This is a genomic window from Candidatus Hydrogenedentota bacterium (assembly GCA_012523015.1).
Taxonomy (GTDB): Bacteria; Hydrogenedentota; Hydrogenedentia; order Hydrogenedentales; family CAITNO01; genus JAAYBJ01.
Genome location: JAAYJI010000297.1, coordinates 1 through 22,213 on the forward strand (window position 1 = coordinate 1; position 22,213 = coordinate 22,213).

General features: G+C 49.8%; 18 protein-coding genes and 1 tRNA gene. 5 read left to right on the forward strand and 14 right to left on the reverse strand.

Annotated features, from left to right (window positions below; translation table 11 throughout):
• The 5 genes from GX117_12935 to GX117_12955 form a co-directional block, all read right to left on the reverse strand.
• Positions 1–848: hypothetical protein (locus tag GX117_12935; protein ID NLO34234.1), on the reverse strand; the 848-nt coding region annotated here is incomplete at its 3' end.
• A gap of 165 nt (positions 849–1,013) precedes the next feature.
• Positions 1,014–1,706 (reverse strand): hypothetical protein, encoded by a 693-nt coding sequence (locus GX117_12940; protein NLO34235.1) that lies wholly within the window; start codon positions 1,704–1,706, stop codon positions 1,014–1,016.
• 257 nt (positions 1,707–1,963) lie between these two features.
• Complete coding sequence (gene greA / locus GX117_12945; GenBank protein NLO34236.1) at positions 1,964–2,440, reverse strand: transcription elongation factor GreA; 477 nt, start codon at positions 2,438–2,440, stop codon at positions 1,964–1,966.
• A 139-nt stretch (positions 2,441–2,579) separates the two neighbouring features.
• Positions 2,580–3,725, reverse strand: coding sequence for a lipid-A-disaccharide synthase (gene lpxB, locus GX117_12950; protein NLO34237.1), 1,146 nt, complete (start codon positions 3,723–3,725; stop codon positions 2,580–2,582).
• Positions 3,689–4,642: a Gfo/Idh/MocA family oxidoreductase gene (locus GX117_12955; GenBank protein ID NLO34238.1), complete on the reverse strand. Its 954-nt coding sequence runs from the start codon at positions 4,640–4,642 to the stop codon at positions 3,689–3,691. The genes lpxB and GX117_12955 overlap by 37 nt, the downstream gene beginning before the upstream one ends.
• Before the next feature lie 782 nt (positions 4,643–5,424).
• Here GX117_12955 and rny point away from each other — a divergent pair.
• From rny to GX117_12970, 3 genes are all read left to right on the forward strand, one after another.
• A complete protein-coding gene (gene rny, locus GX117_12960; protein ID NLO34239.1) occupies positions 5,425–6,978 on the forward strand; it encodes a ribonuclease Y in 1,554 nt (517 codons plus the stop codon).
• A gap of 233 nt (positions 6,979–7,211) precedes the next feature.
• Positions 7,212–8,504, forward strand: a complete 1,293-nt coding sequence (locus GX117_12965; protein ID NLO34240.1) for a sulfatase — start codon at positions 7,212–7,214, stop codon at positions 8,502–8,504.
• A 27-nt stretch (positions 8,505–8,531) separates the two neighbouring features.
• Positions 8,532–10,049 carry an arylsulfatase gene (locus GX117_12970; GenBank protein ID NLO34241.1) on the forward strand — a complete coding sequence of 506 codons (1,518 nt, stop codon included), beginning with the start codon at positions 8,532–8,534 and terminating at the stop codon, positions 10,047–10,049.
• A 77-nt stretch (positions 10,050–10,126) separates the two neighbouring features.
• Here GX117_12970 and GX117_12975 read toward each other — a convergent pair whose 3' ends face one another.
• The 9 genes from GX117_12975 to GX117_13015 all read right to left on the reverse strand — a co-directional run bounded on the left by GX117_12975 (position 10,127) and on the right by GX117_13015 (position 18,349).
• Positions 10,127–10,954 (reverse strand): HAD family hydrolase, encoded by an 828-nt coding sequence (locus GX117_12975; GenBank protein ID NLO34242.1) that lies wholly within the window; start codon positions 10,952–10,954, stop codon positions 10,127–10,129.
• 189 nt (positions 10,955–11,143) lie between these two features.
• On the reverse strand, positions 11,144–11,911 hold the full coding sequence (locus GX117_12980; GenBank protein NLO34243.1) for a class I SAM-dependent methyltransferase: 768 nt from the start codon (positions 11,909–11,911) through the stop codon (positions 11,144–11,146).
• Positions 11,908–12,498, reverse strand: coding sequence for an HD domain-containing protein (locus tag GX117_12985; protein NLO34244.1), 591 nt, complete (start codon positions 12,496–12,498; stop codon positions 11,908–11,910). The genes GX117_12980 and GX117_12985 overlap by 4 nt, the downstream gene beginning before the upstream one ends.
• Positions 12,489–13,085, reverse strand: coding sequence for a nicotinate (nicotinamide) nucleotide adenylyltransferase (gene nadD / locus GX117_12990; protein NLO34245.1), 597 nt, complete (start codon positions 13,083–13,085; stop codon positions 12,489–12,491). Before nadD ends, GX117_12985 begins: the two co-directional genes overlap by 10 nt.
• A complete protein-coding gene (locus GX117_12995; GenBank protein ID NLO34246.1) occupies positions 13,078–14,331 on the reverse strand; it encodes a glutamate-5-semialdehyde dehydrogenase in 1,254 nt (417 codons plus the stop codon). Before GX117_12995 ends, nadD begins: the two co-directional genes overlap by 8 nt.
• A gap of 270 nt (positions 14,332–14,601) precedes the next feature.
• Positions 14,602–15,648 (reverse strand): hypothetical protein, encoded by a 1,047-nt coding sequence (locus GX117_13000; GenBank protein NLO34247.1) that lies wholly within the window; start codon positions 15,646–15,648, stop codon positions 14,602–14,604.
• A 147-nt stretch (positions 15,649–15,795) separates the two neighbouring features.
• On the reverse strand, positions 15,796–16,617 hold the full coding sequence (locus GX117_13005) for a sugar phosphate isomerase/epimerase (GenBank protein NLO34248.1): 822 nt from the start codon (positions 16,615–16,617) through the stop codon (positions 15,796–15,798).
• 52 nt (positions 16,618–16,669) lie between these two features.
• Complete coding sequence (locus GX117_13010) at positions 16,670–18,007, reverse strand: diguanylate cyclase (protein NLO34249.1); 1,338 nt, start codon at positions 18,005–18,007, stop codon at positions 16,670–16,672.
• 111 nt (positions 18,008–18,118) lie between these two features.
• Positions 18,119–18,349 (reverse strand): hypothetical protein, encoded by a 231-nt coding sequence (locus GX117_13015; GenBank protein ID NLO34250.1) that lies wholly within the window; start codon positions 18,347–18,349, stop codon positions 18,119–18,121.
• Positions 18,350–18,619: 270 nt separating this feature from the next.
• On the opposite strand from GX117_13015, the gene GX117_13020 reads away from it, so the two are divergent.
• A tRNA-Thr gene (locus GX117_13020) sits at positions 18,620–18,695 on the forward strand.
• A 355-nt stretch (positions 18,696–19,050) separates the two neighbouring features.
• On the forward strand, positions 19,051–22,086 hold the full coding sequence (locus GX117_13025; GenBank protein NLO34251.1) for a hypothetical protein: 3,036 nt from the start codon (positions 19,051–19,053) through the stop codon (positions 22,084–22,086).
• Positions 22,087–22,213: the final 127 nt, after the last annotated feature.

A 22,213-nucleotide genomic window follows, 5' to 3' on the forward strand; every position in this document is an offset into this window, starting at 1 on the left:
ACGAAGAGCAGTTTCAGGTAGAGTCCTAAGGATTGAAAAGCTTCGAAGAGACGCTGTGTAAGGCTTGAGGCATGGGTGCCTGTGGATTCAACAAAGCGGAGTACCGTGGAACGCAAGATGAGATAGACGACTAAGATGGCGCCGGCCGCCGCCATGGGAGCCGTTATCTTCGACCAAGGCGTTTTTTCGCTTTGTCGGTTGGTACACAAGAAAAGGAGCAGCATCACCAGCAAAAAAGGATAAATGAGTGAGGATTCTTTGCTGAGCAATCCGAAGACAAAGCATGCTGCACCGGCAATGATGGAGAGCAGGGGGGAAGAGGACTGGGTAGCGCGCACGGAGAAATAAAGTGCTGCGAGGATACCAATTCCGGACATCATGTCCGCGCGGCCGCTAATATACGCCACCGCTTCCGTGTGCAGGGGATGAACCACAAAGATGAGGGGCGCTGCGAAGCATACAAAGGCAGGGACGGAAAGTCTATAGAGAAGCAATGCGAACAACAGGGCAGCCGCCAAATGGAGCAATAGGTTGGTCAAATGGAAGATAGTCGTAGACACTTCCGGTCCCTTGAGTGTTTCCACTTCCTCAAGGGATGGTCCGCTGCTGAGCCAATAATCGATCATGAAAGAAGCAGAGACTAAGGGCCGGTAGAAGTTGCCTTCACCCCGTCCAAAAGCATGTTGATCTTCACGGAACAATTGGAACAGCTTGCTTGTGTCACGTACGTGCTGATGCAAGAGAACGGAGGACACATCGTCCCATACCCATTCACCGGGAAAGGTGTTGTAATAGGTTGCAACACATGCCAATGAAATGAGCAGCATCAATAGGACTGCAGATTTCACGGTAATGGGTTTATCCGTGCCTTGTGGATATATACCGACTTTTTTCAGTGATACACCCTATCCGAGTTTGCGCAGGATAAGCGCTGCTTTTATGGATACAACCGCCCCGCATGGGTTGACATTTCCATGGAGGGCGGCATGATTTCTATTTTATAGGTATTGAACTTATCGTTCTACTTTGCGATCCGGACCTACTTTATCGCGCAGTTTGGGGCCAACACATTCCCATGTATAGTGCAGCGGCAGATATTCCACTTCAATGGCTTGTTGATTGCCTATAATCTTAACAATGCGCATTACATTAAGGAATTCTTCTCCTTCACGCACGCGATAGGCAGTTACTTCACCGTCATTGGGATCAAAGAGATCAATAAATACATATAAATCATTATCGAGTTCGATAAAGCCGGTAACCGTCAAGATTGGCCGCTTAAGCATCAATTCTGCATATTCTCGGGTCTTCTCATAGCGGTTATTATCAGGTTGGAATACCATATAGATCCGGCAGAGGATGGCAATTTTACGCCACCGTTCTTCGTCACGAGAAACCTTCAATGCAGCGTCAACGTCACGGGTGATCATATTCAGCGCTTCCCGTCCGTTGTCGGTGGTGAGCAACTGGGTGCGTCGTCCCTGTAATTGGGTGATCATGTCGGGTATGAGGGAATCATGGGGCGCCGCTATTCCGGACATAAGCAGATCGCCCATAACGCTGCGCAGCTGTTGGTGATATTCTGCGGGCGTAGGCTCCGGCGGAATCTCCGGTTCGGGTGGCGGCGGCGGCGGTTCCGGCTGGCAAGCCGCCACAAGGATCATGGCAAAACAGAGCATTAGGGTCAGTAGTATTTTTTTTGACATAATGTTTCCCTTCACAACACGTTGCTGTAGTTTATCATATTGTGCTGAGCGCGCAAAAAATCTTTAGTCTTCCATAGTTTATAACAAGGTCTTATTATTGTCCTATAAAGGCAGGGCAAGATAAAACAAATAGACCTTTACAGGATAGATTAATGTTGAGCGGAGCCGTGGTCGTTTAAGCCCCGGAGAACTGCGGTCAATTTCTTTACGCAGATCTTTAACGCTTCCACCGAGCCGCTTATTTTTAATGCTGTCAATCAGTCATAGCTGATGGCGACTAGTTTCATTATCATCTGTCCCGCAGGTACCTGGATGACAACCTCATCGCCCACCGATTTACCTAATAACGCCTTGCCCACGGGAGATTGGACAGACATTTTCCCTTGTAAAATATCGGCTTCTGCAGAGTCGACCAAGTGCAAGGTGCTTTCGCTTTGGGTAGTCATATTAAAAATTTGCACGGTAGCGCCTAAAAAGGCTTTACTCGTGTCACGCTCCAAAGAATCCATAATGGCGGCACGTGATATTTTGGATTCAAGGTCATTGATTTTCGCATGTACCAGCGCTTGTTCTTCTTTAGCTGCGTGATACTCGGCATTCTCTTTTAAATCGCCCAATCCGCGGGCGTATTCAATTGTCTGAACTACAGCCTTGCGGCGTACATATAAGGCTTCCAGTTCAGCCTTCATTTTTTCAAGCCCGTCAGGGGTCATGTAGAGTGTATCGTTAGCCATAATCTTTTCTTGCTATTTGGGGAGGTTAATGGGTTCGCAGTTTATTTTATACGTTTCTGGCGCGACCAACAAGGATGTGCTTTTTATAAGGGGAAAGTATATCAAAAGTCTTGGATACAGTGAAACCGAGCGGGTGGTGTCAGTTCCGATTGATCAAGGCAAGGATTTCAGCCGCTGCCCGCGTAGATGCTCCCGGCGGCTGCAAACGTCGTTTTACTTCTTCCAAATCTTCTTCCATTCTGCGGCGTTTTTCACTGTCTTCCACCAAATCTTCCATGATCGGAAGAATCTTTTCCGGCACCGCCTCATGTTGAATCAGTTCCGGTACTGCTTCCCGTTCCAGTACGATATTGACAAGTCCAATAAAAGGAACCCGTACAAAGAGACGTGCAAGCCAGTAGCTCAGGGGATTGACTTTATAGACGATGCACATGGGTACGCCAAAAAGGGCGGTTTCCAGTGTGGCTGTGCCGGAGGCGACCAAGCAGCACCGGGATTGTGCGAGTACTTGGTGCATGCCCTTGATCACGATTTCGACGGGCAGCCCGGCCATAAGCAGCCGAAGTTCTGCCGCCCGTGCTTCATCAAGACAGGGGGTAACAAATTGCAGCTCGGGATATTTTTTGAGTAATGAAATGCCTGTTTGCGCCATGACCGGAGCAATGCGCCGGATTTCTTGGGCGCGGCTTCCCGGCAACAACCCAATTATAGGCGCTCCATTATTTTTTGTGTCGGAATGGACGGTTCGCGCTATTTCATCCAAAAGGGGATGCCCAACATACACACAATCCACGCCCTTATTGCGGTAAAGGTCTTCTTCAAAAGGGCAAATGACAAGCATACTGCTGTCAACACGTGCGAGGGTATCCAAACGTTTACGTTTCCATGCCCACACTTGCGGCCCTATATAGTAAATAACGGGGATGCCCAGGGCATGGACTGCTTTGGCAAAGCGCAAATTAAAGCCGGGATAATCTATAAGCACAATACACCGGGGCCGTTCACGACGTACCCTTTCCAGCGTGTCGAGGAAAAGGCGGCGCAGAGGCAATGCCTTGCGTAATACCTCCACAAAGCCCATAACAGGATCTGCTGCAAGGTCATAATGCAGTTCCATGCCAGCCTGTTGCATTTGGACGCCGCCCAGGCCTGAGCAACGCAGTTCGGGATCGGCAGCGCGGAGTGCCCGTATCAGATGGGCTCCGTGCATATCACCGGAGGGTTCGCCCGCTATCAGAAAGATGTGTTTCATGGACTGTTTCGGATTGCCTCCAGAATACGCCATGAAAGTTCCAGTGCATGCAATCCGTCGTCACCGGATACGTTTGGCGCGGCGTCGAATCGGACCGCGTCAATAAAGGCGGTCAACTCTAAGCGTAAAGGCTCTTCCTTGTGGACAGGTATGGGGGTCACGCTGATGTGCTGCATGAAATTGCCTTCTTTGGGCAGAGGCCCGGGTTTTTTACGGTAGACCAAGACTTGTTGGGCACTGTAATCGGTGGAGATGTACGCGTTGGGATCGAAGATCCTGATCTTGCGCATGGCTTCCATGGATACACGGCTGCTCGTCAGGTTGGCAACGCAGCCGGATGCAAAACGAAGCCGCGCATTGGCAATATCTTCTTGTTCTGAGAAAATAGGCACGCCTGAGGCATCGACCTGAACGGGCTCACTTTGAGTCAATTGCAGAATAATATCCAAATCATGGATCATGAGGTCGAGAACGACGCTCACATCGCTGCTGCGCCCTGAAAAGGGGCTGAGCCGATGACATTCGATAAAACTGGGTTTAATATCCGACTTGAAAAGGGCGAGTACAGCGCCGTTAAAACGCTCGACGTGGCCCACTTGTAGGATTACATGCTTCTCTTTAGCAGCAGTGGTCATGGCGCGTGCCTCGTCGGGCGTGGAGGCAATGGGCTTTTCCACCAATACATGGACGCCCTTAGAAATCGCTGCCAGAGCGACGTCTTTATGGGTATGGGTGGGGGTTGCCACCGATACGGCGTCCAAGTCTTGGTTCAGCAATTCCTCATAATCGGCATAGGCGGGCACAGCAAAGTCTTGTGCCACCCGTTGTCGCGCTGCAGCGCCGGTATCAGCAATTCCGACCAGTTCAAGATTGGGGATTGTCTTATACAAACGGGCGTGGTGGTAACCCAGGTGTCCGGTACCTATTACACCGATACGTAGTCGTTTCATTTGTCACCTGTCATTTTTTGATTGGTATTAGAGGAGACTAGGGGAAGTGCAAAATAGCTTAACTTGGCATATTGTACAAAGGACTTCTTTGAGGATCAAATTTTAATAAACCATAAAGAAGCGGGGTTCCGCAGCGTAGCATGAAAAGATTTCATGCATGAGGCACAATTCTCAACCCTTATTTAGTTTAGTCTATTCTTAATAGGAGATTGATTTTAGATTTTAGTGAAGTTTTAAAAGAATGTATCGATCGCAGTTGATGATCATTTAATTCGTATTTTTATATACATTATTGTAAAAATTATTTGACCAAATATAGAATAAATTGAATTTGCTGCATGAGATATCGACAGTGTATAAAAAGAAAAGTTGAACGAAGTCTCTCGTCTTTTTAACTGAAATACATAGGGGCGCGCCGTTTAAAGGAAGCTAAGGAGCCGTTAAATAAGTCTTGATTTTTCTCGAATAATTGCTGTAAAAGGGAAATAATATATTGACATTGTGAGCTTTATTCAGATATACTATAGCCTGCTTGGATAAATATTAGTGTAGTGACGACAGGATATATGAATGGCAAAGTCGCTCTTTATCAATAAAATAGAGCCGCCGGATGTCGGCGTTTCCCATATGATAGCCCCACATGTTAAGAATATCACCCTGACAAGCCTAACTAGGAGAGGTGTGTCAGCGAATCATAGTCTGCTGGGTCTTTTCGCGTAGTTCCCTGCCGTCATTTAAGACATTTTTTTTACAATCCCTTAAATGGGTAGGGAGTTCACCATATGTTTTTTGCAATTGCGGCCGTAGTTGGCCTAGTTTTGGGGTTTTTCTTTTCTTTTGTATTCAATCGAATTCGTGCCGGGGGCTATCTGAATAGTGCCCGCCGCGAGGCTGCGCAACTCCGTTCGGATGCTGAACGGGACGCCGCCGCTCACGTTAAAGAAGGAAAAACCGCACTCAAAGAGTTGGAAATCAATCTGCGTGCAAAGCTGGAGGGGGAAGGACGCGAACTGCGCAAAGAAATTGCCAGCATTGAAAAACGGCTTGCATCGAAAGAACAAAGTCTGGATTCACGGGCACAAACCCTTGATAAAACGGCTGCGGGTCTGAACACGCAAGAACGGCAATTAGTGGCGCGGGAACAGGAAAATGAAAAAGAACGTAACCGTTTAAATACGGTAATCCATGATCAAATTGCCAAGCTGGAAGCTATTGGCGGGATGACTGCCGATGCTGCGCGCCGTGAGTTATATGTGCGCCTCGAGAACGAAGTGAAGCGGGATTGTGCGTTGGAATTGAAGCGTGTTGAAGATGAGCTGCGCGAAAATTCCGAAAAGAAAGCACGCTGGATTATTGGCGAGGCGTTGCAGCGCTGTGCGGCGGATCATGTGGTTGAAAGTACCGTGTCTGTGGTGCCCTTGCCCAATGACGAAATGAAAGGGCGTATTATCGGGCGTGAAGGCCGAAATATTCGTGCCTTGGAAAGCGCCACGGGTATTAACGTCATTATCGATGATACGCCGGAAGCGGTGGTATTGTCCGGTTTTGATCCAATCCGTCGAGAGACAGCCCGTATCACCTTGGAGCGTCTCATCGAAGATGGTCGTATTCATCCGGCGCGCATTGAGGAGATGGTCGAAAAAGTAGGACAGGAAATGACCGCTTCTATAAAAGAACGCGGCGAGCAGGCGTGTCTGGAAGCCGACGTTCACGGCCTTCATCCCGAGTTGGTGAAATTACTGGGCCGCTTAAGTTTCCGTACGTCCTATGGTCAAAATGTGTTGCGCCACTCTCTGGAGGTTTGCCATTTGGCAGGGGTAATGGCTGCGGAACTGGGCGTTAATGTTCAGGAAACGAAGCGTGCCGGTCTGATCCATGATATTGGAAAAGCCCTCACCCATGAAGTTGAAGGTTCTCACGCCGTATTGGGTCATGACATCAGCCGCCGCTATGGCGAGAACGAGAATGTCGCCAATGGTATTGGCGCTCATCACGGTGAGATGCCGATGAACAGCATCATCGCCGTATTGGTGCAAGCTGCCGATGCTATGAGCGCTGCACGGCCGGGCGCCCGCAGTGAGATGCTCCAGAATTACATCAAGCGCTTGGAACAATTGGAAGACTTGGTAAACGGTTTTCCCGGCGTCGAGAAATCCTATGCCATTCAAGCGGGCCGTGAAGTACGTGTCGTAGTGCAGCCCGATAAAGTGAATGATGCTGAGGCAGCGCAATTGTCCCGTGATCTTGCGCGCAAAGTAGAGACTGAAATGACCTATCCCGGTCAGATTCGGGTTACTGTTGTTCGCGAAACCCGCGCCGTTGAAGTAGCCAAATAATCCTTGTCTTTCAGATAATCACTAGAGCTTGTTATCATGCAGCCCGGTTCCCTAGGGGACTTGGGCTGCTTTTTTTCAGGAAAAGCTTGTATTTCGTTTTGATCTAGGGGCGAAAGAAAGCTTTCTTGTATTTTTTGGCTCCGTTAAATTAAAATAAATTTAAGGAGTCACTTATGAATACACTAAATCGCAGGAAAGCCTTGCAATATTTGGGAGCGGGACTTGTGGGCGCTATGGTGTCGGGCAAGAGCCTAGGGGCGGGCGCAGCGTCGGAACGGCCTCCCAATACTGTGCTTGTTTTTGCCGATGACTTAGGTTATGGTGATCTGAGCTGTTACGGCGCGCCGCAAATTTCCACGCCCAACCTGGACCGTATGGCGGAAGAAGGGCTGCGCTTCACGGATTTCTATTCTTGTGCATCCATTTGTTCGCCGGCCCGGGCGGGATTGCTTACAGGACGTTATCCCATCCGTTTAGGCATCAATCGTGTCTTCTTCCCGCAAAGCGCTGATGGTTTGGATTCCACGGAAATCACCGTTGCCTCCTTACTTAAAAAGCAAGGCTATGCCACGGCGTGCATCGGGAAATGGCATCTTGGTCATTTACCTCAATACTTGCCGACCCGGCACGGCTTTGATTATTATTTCGGATTGCCCTACAGCAATGATATGTCGGTTGAAGAGCGCGGGGATCCGCCGCTGCCCCTTATGCGCAATGAAGAGATTGTCGAACAGCCTGCACGACAAGACACCCTAACCCGTCGCTATACGGAAGAAGCGATCCAATTTATCGACCACCATCAGGACGAGCCCTTTTTTGTCTATCTTCCCCATTCCATGCCCCACGTGCCGCTCCATAGGTCGGAATCCTTTGTAGGCAAGTCGAAGGGAGGCTTATACGGGGACGTGATTGAAGAACTCGATTGGAGCGTAGGCGAAATATTGAAGGCGCTGCAGGATCGAGGCTTGGACGAGAATACATTGGTCATATTTACCAGTGACAACGGCCCGTGGTTGTCGCAAGAAAGTGCAGGCGGGAGTGCCGCTCCGCTTCGTGAGGGGAAAGGCTCCGCTTTTGAAGGCGGATTTCGTGTCCCTTGTATTATGCGTTGGCGTGGGCACATCGAGGCAGGCCGTGTAGAACGGTCTTTTTCCAGTACCCTTGATTTCTTGCCGACTTTTGTCGCGTTGGCTGGGGGGGCCGTACCCGATGACCGGCCCTTAGATGGTGAGAATATAGGTCCCATCCTTTTGGAAGGAAAAGACCGCGACCAGGAAGAATTCCATTATTTCGTTTTGGAAGAATACCATGCCCTGCGTTTGGGACAATGGAAATTAAAGCGTCCCTTCAACGGAAAAATCTACGGTAAGCCCGTAGCCCATCCGACCCTGCTCTTTGATCTTAATGCCGATCCTGAAGAGCAACATAACCTTGCAGGGTCGGAAAAAGAGCGGGTCCGCGCAATGGAAGCGCATATGGATAAATTTTGGGCTTCCTTGCAGCCCTTAGTAAAAGCTAAACGATAAGGCAGCAAAATGAAAGGCAGAGCTTTTATGAAGAACACGATAACACGGCGTCAATGGCTGGGCGTAACAGGCGGTGCCCTAGCTGCCGCATCCCTCCAGTTCAATGCAAGAGCAGGGGAGATGAAGCGGCCCAATATCCTGATGATCATGGGCGATCAGCACCGAGGCGATTGTTTGGGCGCTGACGGCAATGATGCCATCCTTACGCCTAATCTCGACCGTATCGCTCGTGAAGGGGCACGCTTCAAACACGCGTATAGCTGTGTGCCCTCTTGTACGCCTGCCCGAGCCGCCTTGCTCACAGGCTTGGGCCCGTGGCGCAACGGGATGCTCGGTTTCGGTCGGGTAGCCGAAAAGTACGACAAGGAAAAGCCGCAAATGCTGCGTGACGGCGGCTATCAAAGCTGTGCGATTGGGAAGTGCCATTTTCATCCGCAGCGCAACGGTCACGGTTACCACCAAATGATCTTGGATGAATCCGGACGGGTTGTTGATCCTGAGTTTAAAAGTGATTATCGGGCTTGGTTTGAAACTATGGCGCCCAATCTTGATCCAGACGCTACCGGTGTCGGGTGGAATGACTATTGCGGAAAAGCGTATGTGTTACCGGAAGAATTGCATCCTACCCGCTGGACAGGTGATGTAGCGGTTAATTATCTCAAGGGCTATGATCAGGAGCCGCCTTTTTTTCTGAAAGTATCTTTTTCCCGGCCTCACAGCCCGTATGACGCGCCGCAGCGTTTCTTTAATTTGTATCAAGACCGCGCCATCCCCGAACGGTTCATTGGAGATTGGTGTCAAGACTATGAGGAGCGAAACGGTCCGAAAGACAGCATATGGCATGGTGATATGGGCGCTGAAACGACACGCCATTCGCGCTGCGGCTATTACGGCAATGTGAGTTTTATTGATGAACAAATTGGGCGTATATTCAATGCCTTGGAAGAGAAAAATATACTGGAAGAAACCTTGATCCTCTATATAGCCGATCACGGCGACATGCTGGGCGATCATCATCACTGGCGGAAAACCTACGCCTATGAAGGCTCCGCCCGGGTGCCTTTCCTCATGCGCTGGCCGGAAAAGATGATGCAAGCCCCCCGTGGTCAAGTACGCGACGAGGTGGTTGAACTCCGCGATGTATTGCCCACCTTTTTAGATGCAGCAGGTCTTGGCGGTGCGGAAGACATGGACGGGAAGAGCGTATTGCCCCTGCTGACAGGCGATTCCGAGGGTTGGCGCGATGCGATCGATCTGGAACATGACCTTTGTTATGACGACAGAAATCATTGGAGCGGAATGACTGACGGCAAAACCAAGTATATTTTTAACGCCTTTGACGGGTCCGAGATGCTCTTTGATCTAGTTGAGGACCCCGGCGAATGTGTCAATCTCGCTGTACAAGCACAGCATGCCGCTACCCTTGTGCAGTGGCGCGAAAAGCTGGTAGCCCATCTCAAAGAACGAGGCAGAGCGTGGGTAAAAGAGGGACAGCTCTGTTTGAGGCGCAAGTCTATCTTGTACTCACCAAACCATCCCGGCTAAGGAGCTGCGCTCTTTGCGTAGCTCCCTTATGTTGGTGCTTTGCTGAGCCTTGTTTCAAGCGAGGGGAGGGACTTGGCTCAGGGGAAAAGATAGTCGATCAGGGCGATGGCTTCGCCAAAGTCGGAAACGAGTATATCCGCGCCGGCGCGCAGCAAACGGGGACGTTTAGACTCGTCCCATCCGCGTCCGCTTTTCTCATCGGAGCAAATGCCCAGGGCAATACCGCCTGCATCTTTGACATTGCGCAATTCGACAGGTCCGTCGCCGATAGCCAGCACTTCCGGGCCGCGCAAATCATGTTCTGCGATGATCTCTTTAATGATCTTTTCTTTGGAGTATTCCTCAACGCTCGGCAGCGCGCCCCAAATCTCTTCGAAATAGTGATCAACGCCAAGGCATTTGGCTTCATTGCGCACATCGTCGCGATCCGTGCCGCTGAATACGTACATGGTAACCCCTTTGGCGGCAATGAGATCCAGAAATTCTTTGGCGCCATAGATCAAAAAGTCTTCCACGTTTTTTTCTTGACTTTCAAGCTGGGCGATGCGGGCGCGAACCGGTTCCATGAGCCGATCGTTGTACACTTTTTTGTACTCGACGGGCGTGCGGACCTCCGTCTCAGGTACGAGCCCATGGGCACGCACCATTTCTTCGAGGCGCTGCATCTGAAAAATAGTTTGGATGCCCGTTGTTTCGTCGATCATTTCATCCACTTCCCGGATGATCGCTTCAGTGGGCGTTGTATTACCGCAGATCATTTCCACGCAGACCGGCGCCATAATTTCCTGCCAGCCTTCGCGCAGGCGGCTGATGGTACCGTCAAAGTCAAAGAGCACATGTTTGATGTGTCCCCGTTCAATGGCTTGGATGATTTCAATGTCTGTGTTCGGAAGTCTATTGGTCATGGATACAGTAATGTCCTTTCCTGTGGAATGTTTCAACGGTTTAGTGTTAATAAAAGCACGTGCCCCCGGCGGTTTCAAACAAAGGATATGCGGGTATATCTTTTGTTTTACGTTCCCCAAACGCCCATATCATAAGAAGAGTGTTGGACTAAAGTCAAACTTCACAACCTTTGTTGCCGGCGCTGTCTTTTAGCCCAGCGGTCCAATAAGCGTTTCCACTTGTTTAAAGGATTCGATGACGGCGGGGTCTTTGCTTTTTAAAGCGACAAAATCGATACGTGTTGTCCTGTGTCCCGGTTTTTCCCAATTGTACGCATCTTTGACGAAGAGCGGGGTAAGGCCCGATTGCTCGATCGCATCAACAAGGAAATCAACACTGTAAATTCTTTCCTTGGTCGTGGAGACAGCTCCTGAATTGATACGCACTTGGGTCTCACATAGTTTTTTGTTCCGCTTATATGTGCTGCGCCAAAAGGAGCGGAAAGAGGCGTGTTCTTTTTCCCACGTTTCATTGTTGAAATGGTTTACAATCATGCGTTGTGTCACGATGTCGAAGTAGAGCATTCCGTTCGGCTGCAAGGCATGATAAAAAGAGGTCATGGCTTGTACAACTTGTTCTTTTTCCAACAAAAAATTAAGGGAATCGAAAAGGCAGGTGATCAGGTGAAATTGGTTGCTGAAGGGGAGTGCGCAAAAGTCGGCAACAGCCAGAGCTTTAAGCTTGCGTTGTTGGGCGACAGCAAGCATAGAGGGGGACAGGTCGATCCCTACTGCCTGCCAGTTTGGATTCATCAGTTGTTCCATCAGTGTTCCCGTGCCGCATCCTGCATCCAAATGACGCAGCGGTTGGGGATACATACGGCCCAATTTTTCGGTAATCATGCCCCATCTGGCATAGTTTACATGACTCATAATCGAATCATAATAGGCGGCTATAGGCTGAAAATCATCGTTCATTCTTGCGCGTTCTTTGTTTTTTGAAGCCACATGAAAAAAGCTTGCGTGTTGGGGTCAACCACGGCTTTCGTTTCAGTAAAACGCAGCGTTGCTTCCGTCACATACAATAGTGCGCTGTCGAAGCCTTCTTTTCTGAGCTTAGTACGTGCTTCCTCTGCTTCGGGAAAACGGCGCGATGGTTCTGCGAAATCCGCCACATACAGGGCTTGTCCGAGCAGCCCCCAGCCGGGCTTGCCTGTGGTATGCCAATAGATAGCGTCGTAGACCGTTTCGGATATATCGAACTCTTCACGACATCGTGACGCCGCGAGAGGACCGTGTAAGAGGACAGGCTCTTGGAGATGGATATCGCTTAAGGGCAGGCGCCGCTGCCGTGCTTCTTCCAAGAAGGACGCGGGCTCCAAGTCTCGGCAATAATCATGGAGCAGTCCCGCCGTGACCGCTTCATCATGGTCCAAACCGAGGGCAGGCGCAAAGGAAGAAAGGTATTCTGCTGTGAACACGCTATGACTGACTCGTGTTTCGGGAAGGCGGTTGCGCAACGCTTGAAGATACTGTTTTGATTCTACACATTTCACTACGGGCATGACGAATACAACCCTTCTTTGCGGATAATGGTTATCACCGAATCGGGCAGCGTGTCCACAGGCATGCTGCCTGCCCTAATGGTATCACGGATATGGGAAGAGGATAAGGACCACTCTTTCATATCCAGTAATTGGTGATGATCATCCAACAGAGCGGGCAGGGGCTCTTTGTTTTCCGGGCGCGGCGCAATCAACAAATCTGCGTGTTGGAGGATTTCGTCAGGTCGATACCATTTAGGGAAATCCAGCGCAGAATCATAGCCGATTATAAAAAAGAGCTGCGCCGTGGGCAGGGTTTGTTGAATGTGGGCAAGGGTAACAGCTGTATAGGAGGGGCCCGGCCGCTCCAGTTCAATCTCACTGAGTTCGAAGGCGGCTTCCCCTTGAAGGGCGGCTTTCACCATGGCAACACGGAGATGAACAGGTGTGATGGTCTGACCCGGCTTGTGCGGCGGGTCAGCGGCGATCACAAAGAGTACTTTCGACAAGTGTGCCTGCTTCAAAGCAGCGCGGGCAATTGCGAGATGTCCGAGGTGAATGGGATCAAAGGTGCCGCCAAAGATGCCGATACGCAGGGCGCTATTCACGAATCTGTCCCGTACCGCGAATAACATATTTCAGCGAGGTGAGTCCTTCCAAGGCCATGGGACCACGGCAATGGAGTTTGCTTGTACTAATACCAATTTCTGCGCCCAATCCGAATTCAAATCCGTCGGTGAAGCGGGTAGAGGCATTCACATAAACGGTGGCACTGTCCACTTCTTCCAAAAAGCGTTCTGCCAAAGCATAACTTTCCGTTACGATGGCATCTGAATGATGGCTGCCATATTCATTAATATGTTCGACAGCCTCTTCAAAGCTGCCAACGATTTTGATGGAAAGAATTTTGTCGAGGTATTCCGTGTGCCAGTCTTCTTCAGTAGCCGCTGCACAGGAGATCAGTTGTTGGGTACGGGGACAGCCGCGCAGTTCGCAGCCGCCCGCCTCGAGGCTTTTCGCTATGCCCGGCAGGAGCAGGGGAGCGGCAGCTTCATGAAAAAGGAGGGTCTCCATAGCGTTGCACACACCGGCGCGCTGAAGCTTTGCATTGAGCACAATGGATTTTGCCATGTCGGGGTTGGCATCCTCATGGATGTAGGTATGGCAGATCCCGTCAAGATGCGCCACCACAGGAATGCGTGATTCGTCGTAGATGCGTGCAATCAAGTTTTTACCGCCACGGGGCACGATAACATCAATGTATTGATCGAGTTTCAACATTTCACCCACCGCGGCGCGGTCGGTGGTCGTCAATATCTGTACGGCATGTTCGGGGATTCCCGCGGCCACAGCGCCTTCTCGGAAATAGTTTGCAATGGCGACGTTGGAATGAATGGATTCTGAACCACCGCGCAGGATGGTGGCATTGCCTGATTTTAGACAGAGCGCTGCCGCCTCAGCCGTAACATTGGGACGGCTTTCATAGATGATACCGACCACGCCCAAGGGTTGCCGTATCCGTGCGATTCTCAGCCCTTTCGGATGCACATATTGGTTGACAATATCACCGACGGGGTCAGACAGCGCTGCAACGGCTTCCAATCCTTCCGCCATGGCATCAATACGTTCATCGTTAAGTTCTAAGCGGTCCAGCATGGCGTTGGACAGCCCCTTTTCTTTGCCTGCAGCGAGATCCAAGGCGTTTTTCTCTTTGAGGGGTTTCTTCGATGCACGCAGCATTTCCGCTACGGTGCACAGTGCCGCATCTTTAACGGAGCGGGGCATGGAGCGCAAGATATCGGATGCTCTTCGCGCCTGTTTGCCTATTTGTTCCAATTCATGTTGTAAACTCATGGTTATATCTCCTCATGACCCAAAGCGATCATAGGCGGTGATGGGTTTGAAAGAACCTGTCACCTAATTTTTTTTATACAACCCGGTCTGACCTGCTCCCGGCGCCATAGTCTTGAGCCCGGTCAAGAAACAGAGGGGTAATTTATCGCAGCCCGGGTAGTTGCCGAGTATTCGCCATATAAGGGATACTCTAAAACACAGGCTTAGCAGATGTCAATTGAATGGTGTAAATCGCCCTCAGTTTGATTCTGCTTTCTTAGGGGATTCGGATCAAAGTTCAATCACGTCCAATCCGGGGATACTCGAATCGAGGGGCACTGTTTCAATATGGGTGGCGCCGAGGCAGGCAAGGTCATAACGCACTTGTGCCAGAGGCAAGGTATGCTGTGCTGTACTCATTTGAATACTGAATTCGGTAAAATTTAAACCTTCAGTCATGGTCGGTTCGTCGCCGAACAACAGATTCTTTTCCAGATAGGAAATGATTGGTTTCACAGCGTCTTTTCTTACATTAAAAAAGATCAGCACCTTGTTTTCCGCAAAGACGGCGCCATACATATTCAGCAGGAACATTTTTGCCAGTTCTTTTTTGACCGGGTTATCAGCTAGTTCAGGACTGGTCCAAATACCTGTTTCCGACCGCATGATTTCAGGGCCGATTTCGAGCCCATAATTGCGGATAGCGCTTCCCGTCTGTGTAATTTCAAAGCCAAAATCCACGCCGCCGTGGAGTACTTTCGCTTCCGTTTTGCCCCATGATTCATAAACGACCAAGCCCTTATCAATTTTAGGCGGTGTGTTATATTTCTGAACAGAGAAGGTATCCCACTGCGATTCATAGCCTGCTGATTGCGCCTTGTTGCGGAACCAGTCAATTGCCATATAAGGCATTTCAGATACGACCCGTATGATTTTGCGCGTAGATAAAAGCGAGTCCAACCACGCATCAAAGGAGGGGTACCCTTCTAAAGGTGTTTTCACAATCACGATGCGTATCTTGCCTCGGTTGAGGGACAAGACTTTTTTCAGCGCAATATCCTGTCCATATTCAAAACGGTATTCAAGGACCCGTTCACGGATCCAGTCGTCGCCGCTTATAGCGACATCCACTTCGTGCAAGGCAAGCTGGGCGCCGAATTCTTGGGGCCGTCCATCCCATCCAAAGAGCATGGTGTGCAAGGGGAAGGAGGTGGGGCCGCCTGTTTCATAGCCTTTCGTAGGGAAGCCCGCTGCTTTGAAGAGCGTAATTAAATTGCCGCCTCGTTTAGGGTCGGCGAGAGAACCGGCAGGCATGCCAATGATCAATTTGTCGTTCATGCTGAACTCCTCTGGTTGTGCTGTGTTGAAAGAAATCTGCATTCGCCGCGAACAAGGCTCAAGATGGTGCAGGAAACCAGCACGTTTTTTTCTTGTCCTTTGTTGGGGGCGGCAGGGTTAAGTTAAGGGCTTTGTTGTATCCCGGGTTCAGGCCGTGGGGACAAAACGTTTCATATACGCCAAACTGCGTTGGGCAATGCTTTCCGGTCCCGCTTCAAATCGGAAAACCTCTACCGATACGTAATGGTCATAATTGATGGCACGCAGTGCCTCGAAGATGGGCGCAAAGTCTACATCGCCCCAGCCGGGTCCATGGAAATTGGTATCGTTGGCATGGTAATGCCGCAAATACTTGCCAAACTTTTTAATGACTGTTGCACGATCGTCTTCGAGGAATGACATTGCCTTTGTGTCCAGCAAGAGCTGGAAATTAGGATGATGAATGGCATCAATCAGTTCGACAGTCTGTTCCGGGGTGTAGCAGAAATTCGTTTCCCAGTGGGTGAGCTGTTCCATGCAAATGGTCACGTCATGCTCTTCGCAGCTGGGCAGTGCCGCTTCAAAGACTTCCCGCGCATAATCCATGGCCTGGTTATAGGTGACATCCCTTCCTACGTTGCGTTGACGGGGCGAGCCGAATATTAACACTTTGCCGCCTATATCGCCGCAAAAGCGTACCAAGTCAATGAGATAGTCCGTGGTAAATTTTCGGATCTCAGCGTCGGGGTGGGTGAGATGTACGCCCTCGGGTCCCACAAAGACCCAGTGAATCCCTAAGATATCGAGATCAGCCTGTTGAGCATGGCGAACAATAGCAGATCGCGTAGATGCGGGAATGTCGTAGACATATTGCGCCAAGGTAAAGGGAGCGATCTCGAGTCCGTCATAGCCCGCTTCTTTAACAAAGTTAATGGTCCGTTCAATGTCGTTCCACTCTTTAAATATTTCATTGCAAATACCAAATTTCAACCGTTGTCCTCCTCATATGAAGTTAGTTTCGGTTCCAGATTTGTTTGTAAACTCAGCCTTCCTGCTGTTCTGCTTTACGTTCTTCTGTGAACGCGCAGATTTGGTTGCCGCCGGAACGTTTCGCCAAATACATCATTTCATCGGCATAACGTATGAAGGTCTCCGCGGTGAAGTCCGAATCATAGGTAATTAATCCGATGCTCAAGGTGCAATGGTCGAATTTTCGTGTTGCGAAGGAGTTGCGCAAACGTTCCGCAATATTGAAGGCATGGTGCATGCCCGTTTCAGGAAGAATAATGGTGAACTCATCGCCGCCGTATCGACAGCCAATGTCCACATAACTACGGGTGGACTCGCGTACCATATCCCCAATAGATTTTAAGACGGCATTGCCTTCAAGATGACCATAGGTGTCATTATATTGTTTAAAATGGTCTACATCAAATAATAGGAGTGACAGCGGATGGTTTTGACGTTTAGACCGTTCCATTTCCGATAAGAGCTGTTCGTAAAAATAACGCTGATTGAATAAGCCCGTCAAATCATCGGTAATGCTTTTTTCTTTGAGGGCATTCTCCAATTCTTTTTGCTCAGTAATATCTTTGATAATGGCGAGTATGGACACGACCTCGCCCGAAGGTTTGCATACCCGGGACAGAGAAATGATTACCGGAATAAAATGCCCGTCTTCATGGAGCATTTCCGTGCTATAGTTTTGAATTGGCGCTGTTTCCAATTGCTGACGCAGCTGTTCGGATTCATTTTCGCCGCCCTGCAAAAAGCTGCCGAAAGGGAGACCCATCAGAACATCGGCGCTATAGCCCATCATGAGACTGGTCCCTTTGTTGGCGTAGGTAATATAAAAATCACGGTTCACCGTTAAGATGGAGTCCATGGAGCTGTTCAGCAGATTATCTAAATAAGTACGAATTTCGCGCAGATTCTTGTTGGCGCGTTTTAACTCTTCCGAAGTCTTCTGCGCCTCTTCTTGAAACTTCAAATCATCACGGCGTCCTTTTAGATTGCGGTGATAGGATTCGAAGAGTATTTGAATCATAAATTGGAGCTGATCTTGGGTAAACGGTTTTACGAGCACGTGGTCGGCACCGTCGCGCACGGCATCCAACACCGTATTTTCTTCTGCCTCCGTATAAAGATACAAGATGCTGCTTTCCGGGCTCGCTTCGGCTATGCGACGAACGGGTGAGGTCTCACCGTTGCAGGGGATACCGGAGCTGCAAACCACCAAGGGGCAGTCCTGTAAGTAGAGATAGTCGCGGGCGTCACTAAGGTCGGAGAAAAAGTGAAGGGAATAGCTTGCCTTTAAGTACTTTTCTGCTAATTCTTGTGTAACAGAATCTTCATCCAACCACAATATTCGATCTGCCACGACAAGTCCTTATCTTACCCTGTAACGGGGACTAATGCAGTTTTGTTTTTCTCATCTACGATTAACACTACTGCCTTACTGCATGAAAGACATTCGAGACTGGAAAAACAATTACACAAACTTGATCACACCTACTGCTGCAATAACGGAACCGATCACAATGGCATATTGCAATTTTCCCGGCAGTTTGCTTTGGTCGATTTCTTTGTTGCCGAGTCCTTGTTGTTGCGCCAAATCTTTATCCGCCGATAGATCGTCGCCGGCGGCGTGGGCGGTCGTGCTGAAAGAAAGAACCCACAAGAGAACGACCACACAAACAAGTAAAAGCTTTGCATATTTCATGACTTCTCAAGCTCCTATCGAATCAATGAGTCTATATTAACTTTCATATAAGAATAATACCCTTTTAGAGAGAAGTAGTCAAAAAAATTTTATTATTTGAACCCAAGGGGAAGGTCAGCCGTGCGGTAAGCTAAGACCCTTCTCTGTAAAAAGACCGGAGGCAGCAATCGGCGCCGCCCGGGTTCCGGCTTTTATTTGGATTTCAAGTGGTCAGTACATTATAATTCTTAAAAATTGCTCGAAGCAGTTTAAATAGTTGTCTTTTTATGCGCCGGTGTAGCTCAGATGGTAGAGCAGCTGACTTGTAATCAGCAGGTCGGGGGTTCGATTCCCTTCGCCGGCTCCATTTTTTTTCATCGGAAAGCCCCTGTTTACAGGGGTTTTTCTGTATATCGCCCCCCGCATGCGCATCCGCATCCAAACTGCTTATAGTGCCAATATATGACTCAAAATGACCCCGAAAGCCGGTAGTTGATGAGCAATCTAATGAGCAGAGATTTGAGCCATTTGATGAGCCATGCTGAAGCCCCCTATCCTCCGGGTCGGATACCGCTGCTTTCGCATCCGCATCTCTCCATACCGGGGAATCTGCGCGCCCCTGCGTGCCTTTGTATTTAATTATGTTAAGATTTTGGAATGGTCGTTACCGGTATTTTGAACACTTCTTAATCTGTGGCTCAATCAAAGGCGAGGATCTTTCTATGAAGCCTGCGTTAGTACAAGGCGCGGCGGCGCTGTTGTTTTTGGTGGCGGTGATGGGCGGTGGCGTATGTCCTGTGGTCTGGGGTGCGGACGATCTTTTTGATCGTTTTAGTGAAATGTCCAGCGACAGCAGACCTCATACACGATGGTGGTGGATGGGGAATGCCTTGCGCAAAGAAGATATAAGGTGGCAGTTGGATCAAATGCGTGAACAGGGCATAGGCGGCGTGGAACAAATCACCATGGATCCTGTGTATACACGGGGAAATCATGCCTATCTGTCGCCGGAATATTTTGAGCTCCTCCGTTTTGCCGTTGCGGAGGCAGCGAAACGGGATCTATCATTTTCAATCAATTTTGGCGGGCCCGGCTGGATTTGGGGCGGTGATTGGGTTCCGAAAGAAGATCAGAGTCAGGTGATGCTTGCCAGTTTTTTGGATGTGGAAGGGCCTCACTATGTTGATGAGACTTTGCCCAAAGAAGCTTTTATGAATCCCGCCGACATGGAACGCTCCATGGCCTTTATTGATGATGAAGATCAGTTGTGTGAGGTTGTGGCTGCCCGCATATCGGAAGGCAAGTTGGCGGCCGACAGCTTGACGCTCTTGTCACCTTTCGTGAAAGAGGGCTTGCTGCAATGGCAGGTGCCTGAGGGGAAGTGGCGTATTATGGCCTTTTGGCTGAGCCGCCGAGACAACAGCCTGGCGGTGAATCATCTGAACCGGGAAGCGATGGAGCGCTATTGCGAAAGACTGGGTGCTCAGTACAGTGCCGCTCTCGGCGATTATATGGGTACCACCGTAGAATCCTTTTTCGGTGATAGTTTCGAGGTGCCTATTTACCGCAACGGTCTGTATTGGAGTGCCGACTTTTTGGATCGTTTCGAAAAAGAAATGGGATATGCACTTACTCTTTGGCTGCCTGCGCTGTGGTGGGAGGTAGATGATTTATCCTCCAAAATTCGATACGATGTCAACGCTTTTTTGCACAAACGAGGGTTGGATGCTTTCTTCGGCGTATTTTTGGATTGGTGTTCGCGCCATGGCGTAGGCGGGCGCATTCAGCCCTATGGCTTTGTCACCGACACGATTGAGGGTGCCGGTAAAGCATATATACCCGAAATGGAAATTACGCCGGGAGAAAAGGACGCTGTACCTTGGTATGATCCCCGCATCGGTCCTCGTGCCTACGTGACATCGGGGGCGCATCTATATGGTCGAAATATTGTGAGTGCTGAGGCATTTACCTATCTGCATTGGCAGCCTTACCGTGCGACTTTGGAAGAACTTAAAATTGCAACGGACGGATTTCTCTGTGCCGGCGCGAACAAGATTTATAACCACGGCTTTATTGCATCACCGGAACGCCATATCGTTCCGACACGGGGGTTCTTTTCGGCGATCCGCATCAGCCCCGAAAATATTTGGTGGCGTCATTATCATTACTTGTCCTCTTACACCGCCCGCTGCTGTGCCGCACTGCGTTATGGTCAGCCTGTCGTGGATATTGCGGTCTATTCACCTTTGGCGAATCAATGGACAAAGAGCGTGTTAAACGCGCGTAAATGGACCCGTGAATTTGATTTCGGTGAGTTGGGGCATCTGCTCTCTGTTAATGGCTATGCCTTCGATTTGGTCAATGACGAGGTGTTGCAGCGCGCGGATTTAGATGACGGTAAGCTCCGTTTAGGGGAGATGGAATACGAGTTGTTGATTCTGCCCGCTATTGAATCTCTACCCGTTGAAAGCATGCTGCAACTTAAAACCTATATAGTTGGGGGCGGAACGGTTGTCGCACTGGAACGAGTTCCGGAATTCTCTACGGGATTCCACGAATATGCTGCGCGGGATGAAGAAGTGCGCCAATTGAGTGCAGAACTCTTCACTATGCCTGCGGGGGCGAAGCAGGCCGGAGAAAAGCACTGCGGCAAAGGCAGAAGTTTTTGTCTCCGTCAAGTGCTGGATCGACAAGATCCTTTGGATTGGCATTTGGCTCCCTTTGACCCATTTTTGAAGACGTTGCGTGAAATCACCGTACCGGATTTGGAAAGTGAACGAACTCCAGCCGGTCGGGGAAACAAGGAAGGACTTGCCTTTGTCCATCGTCGTTCTGCGGACAGGGATATTTATTTCGTAACCAATCTGCAATATACACCGAGCATTGCACCCTTGGGCTTCCGTCAGGCGCAGGGATGTCCATTTCGGTGGGATCCCCACACAGGAACGGGTCATGCCCTTGCTGCCTATAGGCGGGAGGGAAGCTATACAGAACTGCCGCTTTCATTAGCGCCTTTCGAGTCCGCTCTGATTGTATTTGAACATTCTAATGATGGCGCTGCGAAAAATCCCCATGTGCTAAGGAGCGACTTTGCCGAGATTCTTGATGCCGGTGTGCAAGGCTTCACGGCGCTTGCCGACCATAACGGTATTCATCACTACCACTTTCATGATGGCAGCGCCGTCGTTAAGGGTACGTCTCAGGTTGAGGGATTGCCTGCAGACTTCGAGATCAGCGGCACGTGGACCCTTAAGTTTCCGAGCACGGAAACTTTTCTCACAGAGCGGCACTGGTCGGTGCTGCGGTCTTGGACAAAAGAATCTGACTTACGTCATTTCAGCGGAACGGCACATTATTCTATTAATTTCGAACTTCCCGAATGTTACAGCGCGCCTGATATACGGTTAAGGTTGTCTGCGGGCGCGGTGGGGAATATAGCCGTTCTCTCGATGAACGGCCGCCCCGTGGGTGTGCACTGGATGAATGGACAGGAATTTGAATTGGAGGGAATTATCGGGTCGGGAGAAAACACGCTCCATCTTGAGGTGACCAATACGCTGATCAATCGCGTGGCGGGAATGGAGACTTTCCCGGATGTGCCCGAAGCCTTGCGCCCGATCTTTGGTGAAACTGCTGTTTCTTCGGAGCACGCCACAGCGGTATTGACCGGATTTGAGCCTTTGCCGCTTTCGGGCTTGTTGGGCCCGGTACGCATTAAAGCCTTGCGCGAAGTGACCGTAGCCCCTGCGAATTTATGAGAAAGGGATTGATTTCAGAGACGGGAGTGTGTTCTACGTCGCCTTGTCCGCCCTATGGCGTTGCATCGCCGCTGACTCATGTTGCATTTAATTTGCATGGATAAAAGGAATTAGTCTTTAATAGAGT